Consider the following 15,255-nt stretch of genomic DNA (forward strand, 5'->3'; position numbering starts at 1 on the left):
CGCATGAAGCGGGTGGCGATATGGGGTGGGATCGCGGTGCTGGGCCTGGGCCTCGGTGCCGCCACGCTTTCGCCCGCGGCGACGACGCTGAAGGACGAGCAGCGCGCGCTCATCAAGGCCAAGCAGGACGCGCTGATCGCGCATCAGCGCTCGCGCCAGTTCGAGCATGACGCCGCCGCGGAACGTGACGAGGCGGTCCGCGCGAAACGGCTCGCCGCAGCGGTCGCCGCGCGCATTCAGGAAGCCGAGGCGGGAATCGCCGCGGCCGAGGCACGCATTGCGATCGTTGCGCGCTTTCAGGCCGCCCAGCGCGCGCGGCTCGCCGAAAAACAGGGCGCGATCGTCCGTCTTGTCGCGGCGCTGCAGACGATGTCGCGCCGCCCGCCCGTGCTTGCGATCGTCCAGCCCGGGTCGACGCGCGATGTCGTCCATGTCCGCTCGCTGCTCGCAACCGTCATGCCCGTGGTCGAGGAACGCACCGCCGGGTTGCGCGACGAGGTTGCGCGCGGGCGCGCGCTCAGGCGTACCGCGGATCACGCGGCGGCGGCGCTGCGCGAAGGGCGGCAGAAGCTTCAGGCCGAGCGCGTGGCGCTGGCGCGGCTGGAGGCCGAGCACCGCGCGCGCTCGCAGCGCTACGCCAACAGCGCGATGTTCGAATCGGACCGCGCGCTCGCGCTCGGCGAGGAGGCGCGCGACATCACCGACCTGATGGACGAGCTGGAAGTGGCTGCGGTCACCCGCGAGGCGCTGGAAAGCCTGCCGGGGCCTCTGCTCAGGCCGCGCGCGATCAATGGTGCCGCGCACGCACCGGTCGACCGCCGGCCCGCCGCAACGCGAAACCCGCCCTACCGGCTGCCGGTGGTGGGCGAGGTCGTGACCGGGTTGGGCGAAGTGTCCGTGGCGGGCACGCGCTCCAGGGGGATCACGCTCCAGACCGCACCCGATGCGCAGGTGGTCGCGCCGACAAGCGGCCGCATCGCCTTTGCCGCGCCCTGGCGCGGCTATGGCCAGATCGTGATCATCGACCATGGCGGCGGCGTGACGACACTGATCACGGGCATGACGCGGCTCGGCGTCAAGGTGGGCGACAATGTCGAGCAGGGCAGTCCGCTTGGCCGCGCCGGGCAGGGGCGGCCGACGATCACGGTCGAGCTGCGCCGCGACGGCCAGCCCGTCGATATCGTGCCGCTCGTCAGCTGAGGTTCAGGAAACATGCGTAAGCTGGTCGGGCTCCCTGTGGGGAAGGGGTTTGGCGGTGCCTGCCCCTTCCCTGCTCCCTCACCGTTCGATCAGGGGCCGAACTTGCATTTCTCCGGCGCGTAAAAGCCTGTATGCTGCCCGGCAATTTCTGGGACTCCTTACTGCAGGAACCGTGACACAAATGCCCAAGCCCATGATTCGCGCTGCCCTTGCCCTTTCGGCGGTGGCGCTGGTGCCCGCGACGACAGCCAGCATGGCCGCGGTGGATGCGACGACCTGGCGCGAGCTCGACCAGTTCCTTGCCGTTTTCGAGCGCGTGCGCGCCGATTATGTCGAAAAGGTCGATGACGAGGCGCTGATCAAGGGCGCGATCGACGGCATGCTGTCCAGCCTCGATCCGCACAGCTCCTATCTCGACGCGCGCGATTTCGAGAATATGCGCACGCAGACCGATGGCGCCTATGGCGGGCTGGGCCTCACCGTCTCGATGGAAGACGGCGCGGTGAAGGTGATCACGCCGACCGAGGACACGCCTGCGTACAAGGCGGGGATCAAGGCGGGCGACTATATTACGCACCTCGACGGCACGCTGATCTATGGCGGCACGCTCGACGAGGCGGTCGACCAGATGCGCGGCAAGCCGGGCACGTCGATCAAGCTCACCATCGTCCGCCCCGGCCGCGACAAGCCCTTCGACGTCACGCTCACGCGCGAGATCATCGAGCTGAAGCCGGTGAAGTGGGAGGTGAAGAACAAGGTCGGCATCATCAACATCAATAGCTTCTCGCGCACCACGGCGGAGAGCGTGCGCGCCGCGATCGTCGGCGTCGAGAAGTCGCTGGGCGCCAAGCCACTCGGCTATGTGATCGACCTGCGCTCCAACCCGGGCGGATTGCTCGATCAGGCGGTCGAGGTGTCCGACGTGTTCCTCGAACGCGGCGAGGTCGTCTCGCAGCGGGGTCGCCAGAAGGGCGATATCGAGCGCTTCTATGCGCGTCCGGGCGACATGGCGAAGGGTCTGCCCATCGTCGTGCTCGTCGATTCGGGCTCGGCGTCGGCCGCCGAGATCGTCGCCGGTGCGATCCAGGATCACCACCGCGGCGTCGTGATGGGCGAACGCAGCTTTGGCAAGGGATCGGTGCAGACGCTGCTGCCGCTGACCGACACCACCGCGCTGCGGCTGACCACCGCGCGCTATTATACGCCCTCGGGTCGCTCGGTGCAGGAAGGCGGGATCGAACCCGACATCCAGGTGCCGCAGCTTTCGGATCCCGACTACAAGACGCGCCCGCGCTTCCGCGAGGCCGATCTCAAGCGCCACCTCATCAACGAGGCCAAGGTCGACAACAGCGTCCTCGAAGAGGATGCCAAGGACGATCCGCGCTTCAAGATGACGGCCGAGGAGTTGAAGAAAAAGGGCGTCGAGGACTTCCAGCTCACCTACGCCATCGACTCGATCACGCGGCTCAACAAGCCGCTGACGGTTGCGGCGGCCCGTCCGACTCCCAAGCGCTGACACGGACCGGGGGATCGTGATGGACGCACTTGGCAAGGCGCGGGCGCTCGCGCTGCTTACGCCTGCAGCGCTTTTGGGCGGCGCGCTCGGTTCGCAATATCTGGGCGGGCTCCACCCGTGCGAGATGTGTTACTGGCAGCGCTGGCCGCACTGGGCGGCGCTCGCGCTCGCGCTGCTGGCGATCGCGCTGCGCAAGAGCGCGGCCGGGTTCTTGCTCCTCGCGCTTGCCGGCCTCGCGATCTTTGTCAGCGGCGCGATCGGTGTCTTCCACGCCGGCGTCGAATATGGCTGGTGGGAAGGGCTGACGAGCTGCTCGACCACGCTTTCGGGGGGTAGCACCGAGGATATATTGAACTCGATCATGGCGACCCCGGTGGTGCGCTGCGATCAGGCCCAATGGACGCTCGGCGGAATCTCGCTTGCCGGCTTCAACGCGATCTTTTCGATCGGCGCCGCGATCGCCATATGGATGCTGATGGCGAAGGCGAGGAAGCAATGAACCCGATACGGCCCGGCGAGCGACGTCCCGACACCGCCTCGATGCTCCGCGTCGACCAGGCGGGCGAGTTCGGCGCGACGCGGATCTATGCCGGGCAGCTGGCGGTGATGGGCGACCGGCTCCCCGCCGCGCGCACGATTGCGGGCATGGCGGCGCAGGAAGAGCGTCACCGCAAACATTTCGACACGATGATCGCGCAGCGCGGGGTGCGTCCGACGCTGCTCCAGCCGGTATGGCATGTGGCGGGCTTCGCGCTTGGCGCGGTCACCGCGGCGCTCGGTCCCGAAGCCGCGATGGCCTGCACCGCCGCGATCGAGACCGAGATCGACAAGCATTATTCCGAGCAGCTCGAGCAACTGGGCGACAGCGACCCCGAACTTGCCTCGGCGATCGCCGAATTTCAGGCGGAGGAGGTCGAGCACCGCGATGCCGCGCTCGCGGCGGGCGCCGAAAATGCACCGGGCTATCCGCTGCTCAGTGCTGCGATCCGCATGGGGTGCCGCGCCGCCATCGCATTGTCGAAGCGGATCTGACGTAACGGGGCGCCGTGCGTATCAACGGGGTAGCGTAAAGGATTGATCGAATGAAAAGCCCCATCCTCCTCGCGGCGCTTGCCCTTGCGGGTGCCGTCGCAACCCCGGCCGGCGCGCAGGAGACCGAGCGGATGCTCGTCATCTATGGCGACGACGAATGCCCGCGCGGGCAAAGCGAGGACGAGATCGTCGTCTGCGCGCGCCATCCCGAGTCCGAGCGCTTCCGGATCCCCGAGCGCTTCCGCGAAAAGGAAATTTCGCCGCAAAATGCCAATGAAAGCTGGGCAGTGCGCGCGGAAGCGCTTGAATATGCGGGCAGAACTGGCATCAACAGCTGCTCGGTCGTGGGGCCGGGTGGCTGGACGGGCTGCTATGCCGAGATGCTGCGCATCGCGAACGCGGAACGGCGACAGGCAGCGCGTGAGCGCGCCCGCGTTCCGTGATAGGCTGAAAGCGGCGATTGCGAGACGAGGGGAAGCGCCCCGCGACTCGGAAATTGCGGAATAACAAGGATATGGAGCGGCAGATCCGATAGAGTCGGGCCGGAAGCCGCTCCCAGGGTCAGGCAGGGTTGAGGAGGAAGTTATGATACGTCTTGTGGCCCCCGCAATTCTGCTGGCGCTTGTACCCTTGGGCGCGGCGCATGCACAGGAGCGCGAGCGAATCAACCAGATCGTCGTCTATGGCGACGATCCATGCCCCGCGAGCAGCGCCGACGAGATTGTCGTGTGCGCGCGCAAGGGCGAGAATGAGCGCTTCCGCATTCCCGAGAACCTGCGCGGCAATCCCAATGATCCGGCGCGCGACAGCTGGGCGAACCATGCCGAGCGGCTCGAATATGTCGGCCGCACGGGCATCGGTTCGTGCAGCACCGCGGGATCGGGCGGTGCGTCGGGTTGCTTCAACCAGATCATGCGCCAGGCGCGCGAGGAACTTGCGTATGGCGACGGCACCAACTGGACCGGGCTCGTCGAGGCCGCGCGCGAGGAACGCCTGAGCCGCATCGACGCTGAAACCGCGCGTATCGAGGCGCAGATCAAGGCCGAAGAGGCGGCCAAGGCGCCGCAATAGGGATGCCTCGCCTCGCTGCTGATGCAGGCTGAGAGGAGCAGATCATGAAGGGCAGCGTGCTGATCGTTGGCGTCGGTGCCTCACAGGGACTGGGTGCCGCGATCGCGCGCCGCTTTGCGTCCGAAGGCTATCCGGTGGTGATCGCGGGCCGCAATGCGGCGAAGCTGGAACAGACGCGGCAGGAACTCGAAGCTTCGGGCGCGCGCGTTACCGCCGTCGTTGGAGACGGATCGCTGGCGGCGGACGCCCAGAACTTCGTCGACGCCGCCGTCGCACAGGCGCCGCTGGAGCTTGCGATCCACAATGCGGGGTCCAACCAGCCCTCGCCATTCCTGAATGTATCGGAAGCGAGCTTCGAATCGCACTGGCGCGAGCACGCGCTTGGCGGTTTCCATCTCGCGCAGGCCGCGATCCCGAGGCTGCTGGAGAGGGGCGCCGGTGGCCTGTTCTTTACGGGCGCGAGCGGCAGCCTGCGCGGCAAGGCGAACTTCGCACCCTTCGCCGCCGCCAAGGCGGCGCTGCGCGCGCTCGCCCAGAGTCTGGCACGCGAGTTCGGGCCGCAGAACATCCATGTCGCGCATGTCGTGATCGACGGCGGCATCGAGGGCGATCGCCTCCTGACGCTGCGCCCGCAGGTAAAGGCGCAGCGCGGCGTGGACGGCATGCTCAACATCGACGCGATCGCCGAGGCCTATTGGGTGCTGCATCAACAGCACCGCAGCGCATGGACGCTCGAACTCGATTTGCGCCCATGGTCTGAAAATTTCTGAGCGGCAGGCGTGGTGGAAGGCGTGATCGGCCGTCGGCTTTGTTGTGGAAAGCGGACTCTCCGCTTTCCAGTCGAGTCCGGTGAAAGCGGACATTCGCCGGTTGTGGCGACGGCTATCGCGTTCTGTAGAGCAAAGCATACAGCAACGAGTGAATTACGATGAACAGCCCTAGGGAGAAGAGCCAGAGAAAGGCGAGTTTCAACGCAAAGGCAAATCCAGCCGCCACACCCGCAGCACAGACGATGCAAGTTCGGATGTTGGCTTTGGAGCTACCGAACGCGAGCTCCCTATAACCGCAGCACGGTGTTGTCGGGAACCCGACCCTTAAAAATGCACTTAGGTGTGTGTAAATCGCCCAGTCGAGGGCAATTGACACGAACGCTTCAATCGCAACCTGTAGCAGCTCCATCACTCTACAAACGCCCCTTTGCCCCGGCCGGTCTGCCGGTCCCCGCGAGCGTTTGCAATGTCGTCGGGTGCCGGCAGTCCGGTTTTGGCGTCTGCGGGCGACGCCGGGAATGACCACCTTGTCGGCGTGACCTGCCGCCCGGACCACTATCGGCCCCATCCGCCCGCACTTCGATCAACGATCAGTCCGTTGTTCTGGCATCCTTCGCCGGCGGTTTTGCCAGGGCCTCGCACAAGCGATCGGTGGCCAGTGCGATGCGCGATTCGGCGGTGGCGCGGTTGGAAGAATTGTTCTCTACAGCGCGCGTTTCGGTGTTGAACGCGAGCAGGCTTCCGACGCGCTGGTCCGGACACAGGCTGAGATAGGCGCGAAAGCCATTCTGGTCGCCATTGTGCCCGACGAAGCGGACGCTCGCGCCGCGGTCGATGAAGAAGGACAGGCCGCTTTGTGTCGTGCTGGCCATCCGGCCCTGCGAAAAATCCTCGCCGGCCGCGATTTGCGGCTGCCACATCTCTTCGAGCGAGGATCGCTTCAGGACAAGCTCGTACGCGGACTGGCGGGCCGGGTCGCCGAGCAGGAAGGCCGCATATCGCGCCATATCGGGCATGGGCGCGTTGAGCCCGCCGTTCGACACGGTCACGCCGGTGTCGACGTCGAACGGGGCAGCGACGCGCTTGCCTTCGCGGATGTAATAGCTGTGTGAGCGGTACCGCAGCAGATGCGGCGGCGTCCGGTCGAAATAGCTGGCGTGCATGCCCAGCGGCCTCAGGATGTTCTTGTCGATATAAACCTCGAAATCCTCGCCCGAGAGCCGCTCGATCACCTGCCCCAGATAGACGATGCCCGGATTGGAATAGCTGAACCGCGTGCCCGGCCGGAATCGAACTTCGGTATAGGGAAGCATCGCCGCCAGTTGCGTCCAGCCTTTGGGTTCGAACGGCTGCCAGTCATGGTCGCGCCACGGCCATGTCGGGCCTCCGAAGCCCGCGCTGTGGCTCATCAGACGGCGTATCGTGATCGCGTTCGCGTCGCCGAACGGGTTATGGACCGTGGCAAGCTCGGGCACATAGCGGACGATCGGATCGTCCAGCTTCAGCAGTCCGCGATCGCGCAGTTGCATGATCGCGATCCCGGTCATGGTCTTGGTGATCGATGCCCAGTGATAGATGGTCCGGGTATCGACGGGGACATGTGCATCCGCGTCCTGCTCACCCAGATGATCGGCGGCGATGGTGCGACCGTCGCGCACCACGTAGAAGCTGCTTCCGACAATGCCCGCGCGCTGCATTTCGGCGCGGTGCAGCTTGCGAAAGTCGCTCAACTCCGCATCGAAGGAGGATCTCGCCATCGCGGCCGGGCCGGAAACCTGCGAAGCCGCAAACAGCAATGCGGCAGCGAACCAACGCGACATGGCGATCTCTTCCCCCTTGGTTTTCAGTCCGCTACTCTGGCGGAGAGGGGCTCTGAATGACAACCGGAAATCGTCCTGCTGCCGCGCGGTCATCGCGCGAAAGTCACGCGCGCAGTGGCCCGTTGGAAGCGGTCGGGGAGATCGCATGCGACGCCACGGCACGGCTGGCCGGAGCGCCGCTTCCGGCTATATCCGCGCGCTACCGCTCATGGTGCGCCGGGCTGGGGCTTGGGTGGGGGTGGCGTGGTGCCCGACGGCTGTTGCTGGTTCGGTGGTGGCACCGAGACATAGACAACCGTATCGCCTTCATATTGCGGCTGGTAATAGGCGCCGCCGCATGAATAATAGGCATAATAGCCATAGGGATAGGGCGCACAGCCATAGGGCAGCGCATAGAACGCCGCGCCATAGGCCGCCGCTGTAAATCCGGCTATCGCGCCGATCGCGATACCGGCGGCGATCGGATAATCGAAATAGCCGCCCCAGCCGTCCCAGTCATTGTCGATATTGATGTCGTTGTTGATGTTGGTGTTGCGGTTGAAGTCTCTGTCGCCGCCTGGCCGGTCGCCGGCTCCCGGTCGTTGACCGCCGCCGGGCCGATCACTCGGCAATTGTCCCGCGCCCGGCCGATCACCGCCCGGTCGCTGTCCCGCTCCGGGTCGATCACCACCGCTCGGCAACTGGCCGGCGCTGGGCCGCTGCCCCGCTGCAGGTCGATCACCGCCGCCTGGCAACTGACCGGCGCTCGGTCGCTGGCTCGCGCTTGGCCGCTGACTGCCGCTCGGCCGCGTGCTGGGTCGGCTGAAGCTGCCGCCGCCGCCCGGCCGACTGTAACTTCCGCCCCGGCCGCCGCCTCCGCCGCCCCGGCTGAAGCCGCCGCCGCCGCCGCGGCTCATGCTCATCGAACCCCCGCCGCGAGCGCCGCCACCCCCGCGTCCGCGGGCGTCGGCAGCTTCGATCTGGACGAGGACAAGCGCCAGGACCGAAGCGAGGCACATGAACGACGATGACCTGATCATTTCACCGCCTCCGTCAAATTGGCCAGCGGAATCCGCAGCACATTCTTGCCCGGCACGAACGTGAAATCCTTTGCCGCCAAAGGCGGATCGAGTGTCCAGTTCAGCCGCGCGCTATAGGCGGGCAATGCCGGGTCGGTGCGATCGACGATCACAAGCTTGCGCGGAAGCGGGCGGTTGCCCTGCTCGATCCACACCTCCCAGTCGAAGTCGCCCTGCCGGAATGCCCAATGGTCGGTCGCAACGCCGTCGATGTTCGCGGTCCCCAGGCTGAAGCCCGAGGTCAGCGCCTCGAGGTCGGATTTGTCGCCATCATTCCAGCGGAACAGATCCTCGAGCGGAAGCGAGATTCCGAACCTGTCGTAAATGGATTTCAGGAACTCGCGGTTGGTGGCCGGGGCGGGTGCCGAGGCATAGAAATTCAGTGTCGGGGCGTAGATGGTGAATGTCTTGCCGTCGTAGAAATACTGGCGATTTCTCACATCGCTGACGAAGTCGATCCAGATCCCCGGCCGCGCCACCTTGTACTTGACGACTGCGCCAATCTGCACGCGCTGGCCATCGGCGCTTATGATATCGCGCGTGGCATTGGAGGTCAGTTCAAAGGTTTTGAACGTGCTGAGAAAGTCGCTCATGCGCTTCAGCGCCGCAGCGGCTTCGGGATTGACAGCTTCGCCGGCTGCCGGCTGGGCGGCGGCCGAACTGTCGGCCTGGCTGCTTGCTGGCGCGGCGATCATCAGTGTCGCGGCGCCACATACCGATACCAAGGCGCGCATATTGCTCTCCACCCGGGTTTATCCGGACACGATTCCGATACACATGTCGTGTCTGGCTTTTCTGCCGTGAGCATAAGCAAACTGGCCTGCAGAGGCCTGTTACTCTTTCGATATTATCCTGAATCGCATGAGAAATATATATCCAGAAAGTCGGCGCGAGCGGTCTTCCCGGCTCTCCCGAGCTTGTCCTGGGAAGACGAGGGGGACTGGGCATGGCGGGATGGCGGGGCAAGGCGCCCGCGCCCGCATTTTAATCCGGTCGCCGACCATTTTCGACGGCTCCACTGTCGGGGCCTAATCCTTTGTGCCCCAGACAAAGAGGACCGTCAGGGCCGATGTGGTGCCGAGCGCAAAGGTCTTTGCCAGCGCCGCTGCGCCATTGTCCGTGCCCCATTGGAACAGCCCTGCCCCGACCATGAGTGACAGGCCGAACCACGAAAGCAGCGAGAGGCCGCCAGCCCAAACTGCAATGGACTTCGCCTCCCTGAACTCCTCTGCTGTGCCTCTTCGCGCCGCAAACAAGTCCCACGCGCCTTTCAGAGCCGTCGCCGCAATCGCGAGCTGGCACAAGGTGATCAGCGCGAACGCGGCCCAGCTTATGGCCGGCGAACGCGCAGCCGACGGTGCGGCGTCAATCTGCTGACGCATTGCGCCTGTGTCGCCCAGGTTCTGCAGCGCATACATCAGGGACGTCAGCCCGATGAGCGATACCAGCAGGCTTTTGAAAATTCGCATCGTGGGCCCGGCCCCTCCGCATTGCTTGCGCCGATAGCTATCTCAGGAACGCAATGGTCATCAAGAGTTCGCTATTGGCTCGGCGGCGACAAGTCAGGAACGGGCTGACCTGCTGCCCACCGCCCTGGCCTCTCTGTCCGGAAAGTCGGGGAAGCGGTCGTCGAACGCAGTATGCTCCCCTCCCTGCGAGGGAGGGGCTGGGGGTGGGTAGCGAGCGGAGCGAGCCCACTCTAACACCCGTGTTTTGATCGCCTGACGGCGACACCCACCCCTAACCCCTCCCTTGCAGGGAGGGGCAGAAATGCCGGTGTATGCGGACCGGCAGGTTTCATTCGTGGCTTCTGGCCGTCATCGAAAAAGGCGCGGATGACGGCCATCGCCACGCCCCGACAGCCGTCTGTCCTACATCCAATGTTCATGTCATGTTCTCGACGGCGCCCGATTGGCCGGGCGCCGCGAGAGGGCGAATACGATGCGCGTTTGTGAGAAAAGTGTGAAGCTAAGTGAAGCTAAGCCAGCTTCACGCGCTCGCCTTTTCGGTCGCGATCCAGCCGTCGATTTGCGCCTCGAGCACGTCGAGCGGGACCGCACCCTGACCGAGCACCGCGTCGTGAAAGCGGCGCAGGTCGAATTTGGGGCCGAGTTCCTTTTCGGCCCGCGCCCGCAATTCGCGGATTTTGAGTTCGCCGATCTTGTAGCCCAGCGCCTGACCCGGCCAGGTGATGTAGCGGTTGACCTCGGCGTTGATATTTGCGGCACTGAGCGCGCTGTTGTCGGTCATGAAGGCGACCGCCTGTTCCTTGGTCCAGCCCTTGGCATGGATGCCCGTATCGACGACGAGGCGGCACGCGCGCCACATCTCGTAGCTCAGGCGCCCCATGTCCTTTTCGGGCGTGTCGTACAGCCCCATTTCGATCCCCAGCCGTTCCGAATAGAGGCCCCAGCCTTCGGTATAGGCGGTGAAGAAGGTCGCGTGGCGCCGCCATTCGGGCATGTCGAGCTCCTGCTGGAGCGAGATCTGGTGATGATGGCCGGGCACCGCTTCATGCACGCTGAGCGCAGGAACCTCCCAGAGCGGGCGCTGGTCGAGCTTGGATGTGTTGACGTAATAGGTGCCCGCAATGCCCGATTGCGGCGACCCCTGATTATAATAGGCGGTCGTCGTGCCTTCCGCGATCTCGGCGGGGATTTCGCGGATGCCATAGGGCAGGCGAGGCAGCTTGCCGAACAGCGTCGGCATCTTGCCGTCGATCGTCTTGTTGATCCGCGCGACCTTCTCCATCAGCTCTTCGGGGGTCTTCGCGTAATATTTGGGATTGGTGCGCAGTTCCTGGATGAAGGCCTCGCGGCTGGCAAAGCCCGCCTTCTTCGCGACCGTCTCCATCTCGGCGCGGATGCGCCTGACCTCGTCCAGCCCGATCCGGTGGATCTGGTCGGCGGTCAGGTCGGTGGTCGTCTCCGCGCGGATGCGGAAGGCGTAATATTTCGCGCCATCGGGCTGCGCCGAGACGCTCGCCGATTTCGCGCACTTCTTCAGGTAGGTGTCCGTGTAGAAGGCATAGTGCTTTGCATAGGCGGGGTTGATCACATCGGTGACGATCTGCCGCGCGCGCGCCTGCATCGCCGACCATTCGGCCTCGCCCATGTCGAGCGGCCGGGCCTTGAGGAAGGGCGCGTAGAAGCGCGATTTCGCCGGGTCCTCGGCAACCACCCCGACAATGCCCTTTTCGGATCCCTGGATCGCGACGCAGGGCAGCACATAGCCCTTGTCGACCGCGGCCTGCGTGATCTTGAGCGCCTCGTCGTTCAGCTTCGGATATTGCGCGATGCGCGTCAGATAGCTTCCGTAATCGGCCCTGGTGCGCATCGGCAAATTGTCCGCGAGCCCCGCAAAGCTCTGGTGCCATCCGTCATAGGTGGTGAAGAGCATCATGCGCTGGCCAAAGCCATTGGCCTCGATCGCCTCGGAGAGCGTGCGGCGCAGGATCGCCTTGTTGGTCTGGTCGGCGGGGGAGAGGCCGTTGGTCGGGATCGCATCGAGCCGCTTCAGGAATGCCGCGGCCTCGGCGGCGCGCCGGTCCGCGGCCTTCAGGCTGATGTCCTGGATCTGCGTGTCATAGTCGCGCACGCCCAGCGTCGTCGCAAATGCCGGGTTCTCCTTCAGCACCCACGCCCAATATTGATCGGTGAGCGCCTTGAAATCGTCGGTGGGCGCGGCGGCGGCGGGGGTTGCGAGCGCGAGGAGCGCCGGAAGAAGCAGTTTGGGCATAAAGTCCAGTCCCTTGAAACAGTGCGCGACGCTAGCGATGGTCCGGCCTGCTTTCCAGTGCAACGATCGCTCCGCTTCTTCGTTACCCTTGTGAACCGAAGCGAGGAGCGCGGCCATGAGCGACCATGTCTACAAGATCACCGAAGTCGTCGGATCGTCCTCTACCAGCATCGAGGACGCGATCGAAAAGGCGATCGCGCGAACCGCGAAATCACTGCATCGGCTCGACTGGTTCGAGGTCGTGGGCACGCGCGGCCACATCGTCGATGGCAAGGTCGGCCATTATCAGGTGACGCTCAAGATCGGCTTCACGCTCGACGGATAGCGCCGTCAGCGCGCGGCGCCTTCCAGCTTGCCGAGGTCGACCGAGCCGACGCCGGGCACCGAGAGAGTCCCCGGGACAGCGCCATCGTGAGCCGCCAATGTGGGGGCACCGACGAACATCGCCGTGACCGGCGCGACGATCGCGCCCATCGCCATGAAGGCGAGCACCGTGACGACCACAACCACGGCCGTATAGGGCAGTGCCTTGCCTTCGGGCGCCTTCATGAGCGTCGGCAGCCCAAGATAGAGGAGGTACAGGCTGTAGAGCCCGCCAATGACCGCGAAAATGCCAAGCGCGGGCAACAGGTTGAAGATGCCCGCGACCCAGCCGGCGGTCGCCGAATAGGCCGCGACCTTGAATGCCTGGATCCGGTTCGGGGTTGCATCGAATTTCGGTGCAAGGAAATCGATGACGAGCGCGATGACGAAGATCGAGGCGAGCGTCAGGACATATTGCACCACCGCGGTGCCGAGCGCCTCGCCGATCGAGGGCCGGTAGGTGATCCCAAGGAACGAGTTTCCGAAGACAAGCGATCCGACCAGACCAGCAAGCGCGGGGATCGCGGCGAGCGGCAGCACCCAGCTTTTGTAGAGATCGGCAATCGTCGCGGGCTCGGGGTCGATTTTCGACCATTCATCGGTGGGCTTCAGCAACAGGTTTTTCGCGCGCGCGATCAGCGCCGCGCGGTCCTGCTCGCTGACTGGAAACTGATCCATATTCTGCCTCCCTGCATCACATGTTTCGAAACCAGCCGGCATCATGCCGGCGCGACCATGTTCTTGTCAGGCGTTACGCCCCGCGATCAGTGGCTTATGTGCGCCCCGTCACAGCCCGCCCCCATTTTTCGCGATGCTATAGGCGGCACCGTCGGGCGGCAAGATGTCGTTGGTCGCGCACTTGCATCCATCCGTCTTATGGCGTTAACCTTATCTTGTGAGGCGGCCGGGCATTGGCTGGTCGTCGATCAAGGGAGAGCAGAGGAAAATGGCGTCAGTCCCAATGCCGGAGTTCGGCACTTGGCAGAAAAGAATTTCGAACAACGCGGCCGGCGCGCTGCTGTTGTTCACGTTGCTGCACGTCACCTGCTTCACCGCCCTTGCGGGCTATTCCCGGTCCTCGCTCGTCAGCTATCTCGGTATCACGATCCTCGTCGGGCTGGTGATCCCGGCCCTTGGGCGCGTCGAAGGGCGCTGGCATGGCGAGGCGCTGCGCGGTCTGACCGAGGCCGATCTGAACGCGCGCTTCCGCACCGAGCGCGTGCGTCTCTGGGGCGCGGCGATCGCGCTGCCTTTCGTGTGGAGTGGCCTGTTTCTGGGTGCCCTCCTTGCCTTCGGGCAATTCGCGGGCTGAACTGGGAGCGTCGCATTCTCGTTAAGCCTCATGTGGAGGCGAGCAGGCGATGCCAGAACATGATAGCGGGGCCTTGCTGGCGGCGATTGGCGCCGGGGTACAGGCGTGCACGCGTTGCGATCTATACCGGCATGCGACACAGGCGGTCTTCGGCGAGGGACCTGTCGATGCGCGGCTCATGCTGGTCGGCGAATGCCCTGGCGATCAGGAGGATCTGCAGGGGCGCGTCTTTGTCGGCCCCGCGGGCCGGGTGCTCGATCGCGCGCTGGCGGATGCGGGGATCGACAGGGCGCGGACCTGGATCTCCAATGCGGTCAAGCATTTCAAGTTCGAGCCGCGCGGCAGGCGGCGGCTGCACGTCAAGCCCGATGCGGGTGAAATCACGGCCTGCCGATGGTGGATCGATCAGGAGGTGCGACTTGTCCGCCCCGCAATGGTTGTCGCGATGGGCGCAACCGCGGCGCGCTCGCTTTTCGGACGCGTCATGACGATAGGCCGCGAGCGCGGCCGCCTGCTCGAACTGCCCCACGGTGGCAATGCGTGGGTGACGGTCCACCCCAGCTATGTGCTCAGGATCGAGGACGGAGCGCGCGCCGAAGAGGAATATGCGCGCTTCGTCGACGATCTGCGGCAAGCTGCTGGGCACGCCACCGAAACAGTCAGCAGACCCTCAGGCCGTCTCCTTTGACCGCGTCGCGACCGCGCGAATACGCGCGTCGCGATCGCCGGCCTGACCCGCGTACAGGGCCGAGAGCCGTGCCACGGTTTCGTGCGATGCCTTTTCGGGAACGCCCGAATCAAAGGGCGGGCCGGGATCATATTCAAGCCCGAGCTGGACCATTCTGGCATGATCTTCCCCCGCGATCTCGGCCATCAGCGCGAAGCCGAAATCGATGCCCGCGGTCACACCGCCGCCGGTGGCCCGGTTGCGATCGAACACGACACGCTGGCGAACGGGCTCGGCGCCGAACAATGAAAGATAGTCGTGCCATGCCCAATGGCAGGTCGCGCGATAGCCACCCAACAAACCGGCGGCGCCGAGAATGAGCGAGCCGGTGCACACGCTGGTCACCCAACCCGCGTCCGCGCCGATGCGCCCGAGCCATGCGATCACCTCCTCGTCCTCCATCACGTCGGTGCAGCCAAAGCCGCCCGGAACGCAGAGAATGTCCGCATGCGCGATGTCGGCGAGCGTCGCGGTCGGGAGCACGGAAAAGCCCGCGTCGGTCGGAACGGGATCGCGCGTCTTCCACACATAGTCGACCCGCGCGCCGGGAAGGCGCGAGAGGACCTGCGCCGGACCAGTGAAATCGAGCTGGGTCACGTTGGGATAGATCAGGAAAACGACGTGCATGGCCTGGGTCTCCGGGGTTGG

At 65.1% G+C, this 15,255-nt stretch carries 17 protein-coding genes; 10 read left to right on the plus strand and 7 right to left on the minus strand.

Annotated features, from left to right (window positions below):
* Positions 1–3 precede the first annotated feature (3 nt).
* The 7 genes from MKI88_RS05310 to MKI88_RS05340 all read left to right on the plus strand — a co-directional run bounded on the left by MKI88_RS05310 (position 4) and on the right by MKI88_RS05340 (position 5,589).
* Positions 4–1,200 (plus strand): murein hydrolase activator EnvC, encoded by a 1,197-nt coding sequence (locus MKI88_RS05310; protein ID WP_241629923.1) that lies wholly within the window; start codon positions 4–6, stop codon positions 1,198–1,200.
* Positions 1,201–1,381: 181 nt separating this feature from the next.
* Positions 1,382–2,716: a S41 family peptidase gene (locus tag MKI88_RS05315; protein ID WP_241629924.1), complete on the plus strand. Its 1,335-nt coding sequence runs from the start codon at positions 1,382–1,384 to the stop codon at positions 2,714–2,716.
* 19 nt (positions 2,717–2,735) lie between these two features.
* Positions 2,736–3,215: a disulfide bond formation protein B gene (locus tag MKI88_RS05320; RefSeq protein ID WP_241630044.1), complete on the plus strand. Its 480-nt coding sequence runs from the start codon at positions 2,736–2,738 to the stop codon at positions 3,213–3,215.
* Positions 3,212–3,748, plus strand: coding sequence for a demethoxyubiquinone hydroxylase family protein (locus MKI88_RS05325; RefSeq protein ID WP_241629925.1), 537 nt, complete (start codon positions 3,212–3,214; stop codon positions 3,746–3,748). The genes MKI88_RS05320 and MKI88_RS05325 overlap by 4 nt, the downstream gene beginning before the upstream one ends.
* A 50-nt stretch (positions 3,749–3,798) precedes the next feature.
* Positions 3,799–4,191 carry a hypothetical protein gene (locus tag MKI88_RS05330; protein WP_241629926.1) on the plus strand — a complete coding sequence of 131 codons (393 nt, stop codon included), beginning with the start codon at positions 3,799–3,801 and terminating at the stop codon, positions 4,189–4,191.
* A 142-nt stretch (positions 4,192–4,333) separates the two neighbouring features.
* Entirely contained in the window at positions 4,334–4,819 is a 486-nt protein-coding gene (locus tag MKI88_RS05335) for a hypothetical protein (RefSeq protein WP_241629927.1), read from the plus strand.
* A gap of 44 nt (positions 4,820–4,863) precedes the next feature.
* The gene (locus tag MKI88_RS05340) at positions 4,864–5,589 is read left to right on the plus strand and encodes an SDR family NAD(P)-dependent oxidoreductase (protein ID WP_241629928.1); all 726 of its coding nucleotides are present in this window, start codon (positions 4,864–4,866) and stop codon (positions 5,587–5,589) included.
* A gap of 590 nt (positions 5,590–6,179) precedes the next feature.
* On the opposite strand, the gene MKI88_RS05345 is transcribed toward MKI88_RS05340, so the two are convergent.
* The 5 genes from MKI88_RS05345 to MKI88_RS05365 all read right to left on the minus strand — a co-directional run bounded on the left by MKI88_RS05345 (position 6,180) and on the right by MKI88_RS05365 (position 12,205).
* A complete protein-coding gene (locus tag MKI88_RS05345) occupies positions 6,180–7,409 on the minus strand; it encodes a serine hydrolase (protein ID WP_241629929.1) in 1,230 nt (409 codons plus the stop codon).
* A gap of 206 nt (positions 7,410–7,615) precedes the next feature.
* Entirely contained in the window at positions 7,616–8,428 is an 813-nt protein-coding gene (locus MKI88_RS05350; RefSeq protein ID WP_241629930.1) for a hypothetical protein, read from the minus strand.
* Positions 8,425–9,201: a DUF2092 domain-containing protein gene (locus MKI88_RS05355; protein ID WP_241629931.1), complete on the minus strand. Its 777-nt coding sequence runs from the start codon at positions 9,199–9,201 to the stop codon at positions 8,425–8,427. The genes MKI88_RS05350 and MKI88_RS05355 overlap by 4 nt, the downstream gene beginning before the upstream one ends.
* 294 nt (positions 9,202–9,495) lie before the next feature.
* Positions 9,496–9,936, minus strand: coding sequence for a DUF2165 family protein (locus MKI88_RS05360; RefSeq protein WP_241629932.1), 441 nt, complete (start codon positions 9,934–9,936; stop codon positions 9,496–9,498).
* Positions 9,937–10,456: 520 nt separating this feature from the next.
* Entirely contained in the window at positions 10,457–12,205 is a 1,749-nt protein-coding gene (locus tag MKI88_RS05365; RefSeq protein WP_241629933.1) for a DUF885 family protein, read from the minus strand.
* A gap of 115 nt (positions 12,206–12,320) precedes the next feature.
* On the opposite strand from MKI88_RS05365, the gene MKI88_RS05370 reads away from it, so the two are divergent.
* A complete protein-coding gene (locus MKI88_RS05370) occupies positions 12,321–12,530 on the plus strand; it encodes a dodecin (protein ID WP_241629934.1) in 210 nt (69 codons plus the stop codon).
* A 5-nt stretch (positions 12,531–12,535) separates the two neighbouring features.
* On the opposite strand, the gene MKI88_RS05375 is transcribed toward MKI88_RS05370, so the two are convergent.
* Positions 12,536–13,246 (minus strand): Yip1 family protein, encoded by a 711-nt coding sequence (locus MKI88_RS05375; protein ID WP_241629935.1) that lies wholly within the window; start codon positions 13,244–13,246, stop codon positions 12,536–12,538.
* A gap of 268 nt (positions 13,247–13,514) precedes the next feature.
* Here MKI88_RS05375 and MKI88_RS05380 point away from each other — a divergent pair, with 268 nt between their 5' ends.
* Both MKI88_RS05380 and MKI88_RS05385 read left to right on the plus strand, forming a co-directional pair.
* Entirely contained in the window at positions 13,515–13,880 is a 366-nt protein-coding gene (locus MKI88_RS05380) for a hypothetical protein (protein ID WP_241629936.1), read from the plus strand.
* A gap of 49 nt (positions 13,881–13,929) precedes the next feature.
* The gene (locus MKI88_RS05385; protein ID WP_281063708.1) at positions 13,930–14,568 is read left to right on the plus strand and encodes a UdgX family uracil-DNA binding protein; all 639 of its coding nucleotides are present in this window, start codon (positions 13,930–13,932) and stop codon (positions 14,566–14,568) included.
* Here MKI88_RS05385 and MKI88_RS05390 read toward each other — a convergent pair.
* Positions 14,551–15,234 (minus strand): DJ-1/PfpI family protein, encoded by a 684-nt coding sequence (locus MKI88_RS05390; protein ID WP_241629937.1) that lies wholly within the window; start codon positions 15,232–15,234, stop codon positions 14,551–14,553. The two genes, MKI88_RS05385 and MKI88_RS05390, sit on opposite strands and share 18 nt — an antisense overlap.
* Between the last annotated feature and the right edge of the window lie 21 nt (positions 15,235–15,255).

The organism is Sphingomonas sp. LaA6.9 (assembly GCF_022601895.1).
In the GTDB taxonomy this organism is placed as follows: Bacteria; Pseudomonadota; Alphaproteobacteria; order Sphingomonadales; family Sphingomonadaceae; genus Sphingobium_A.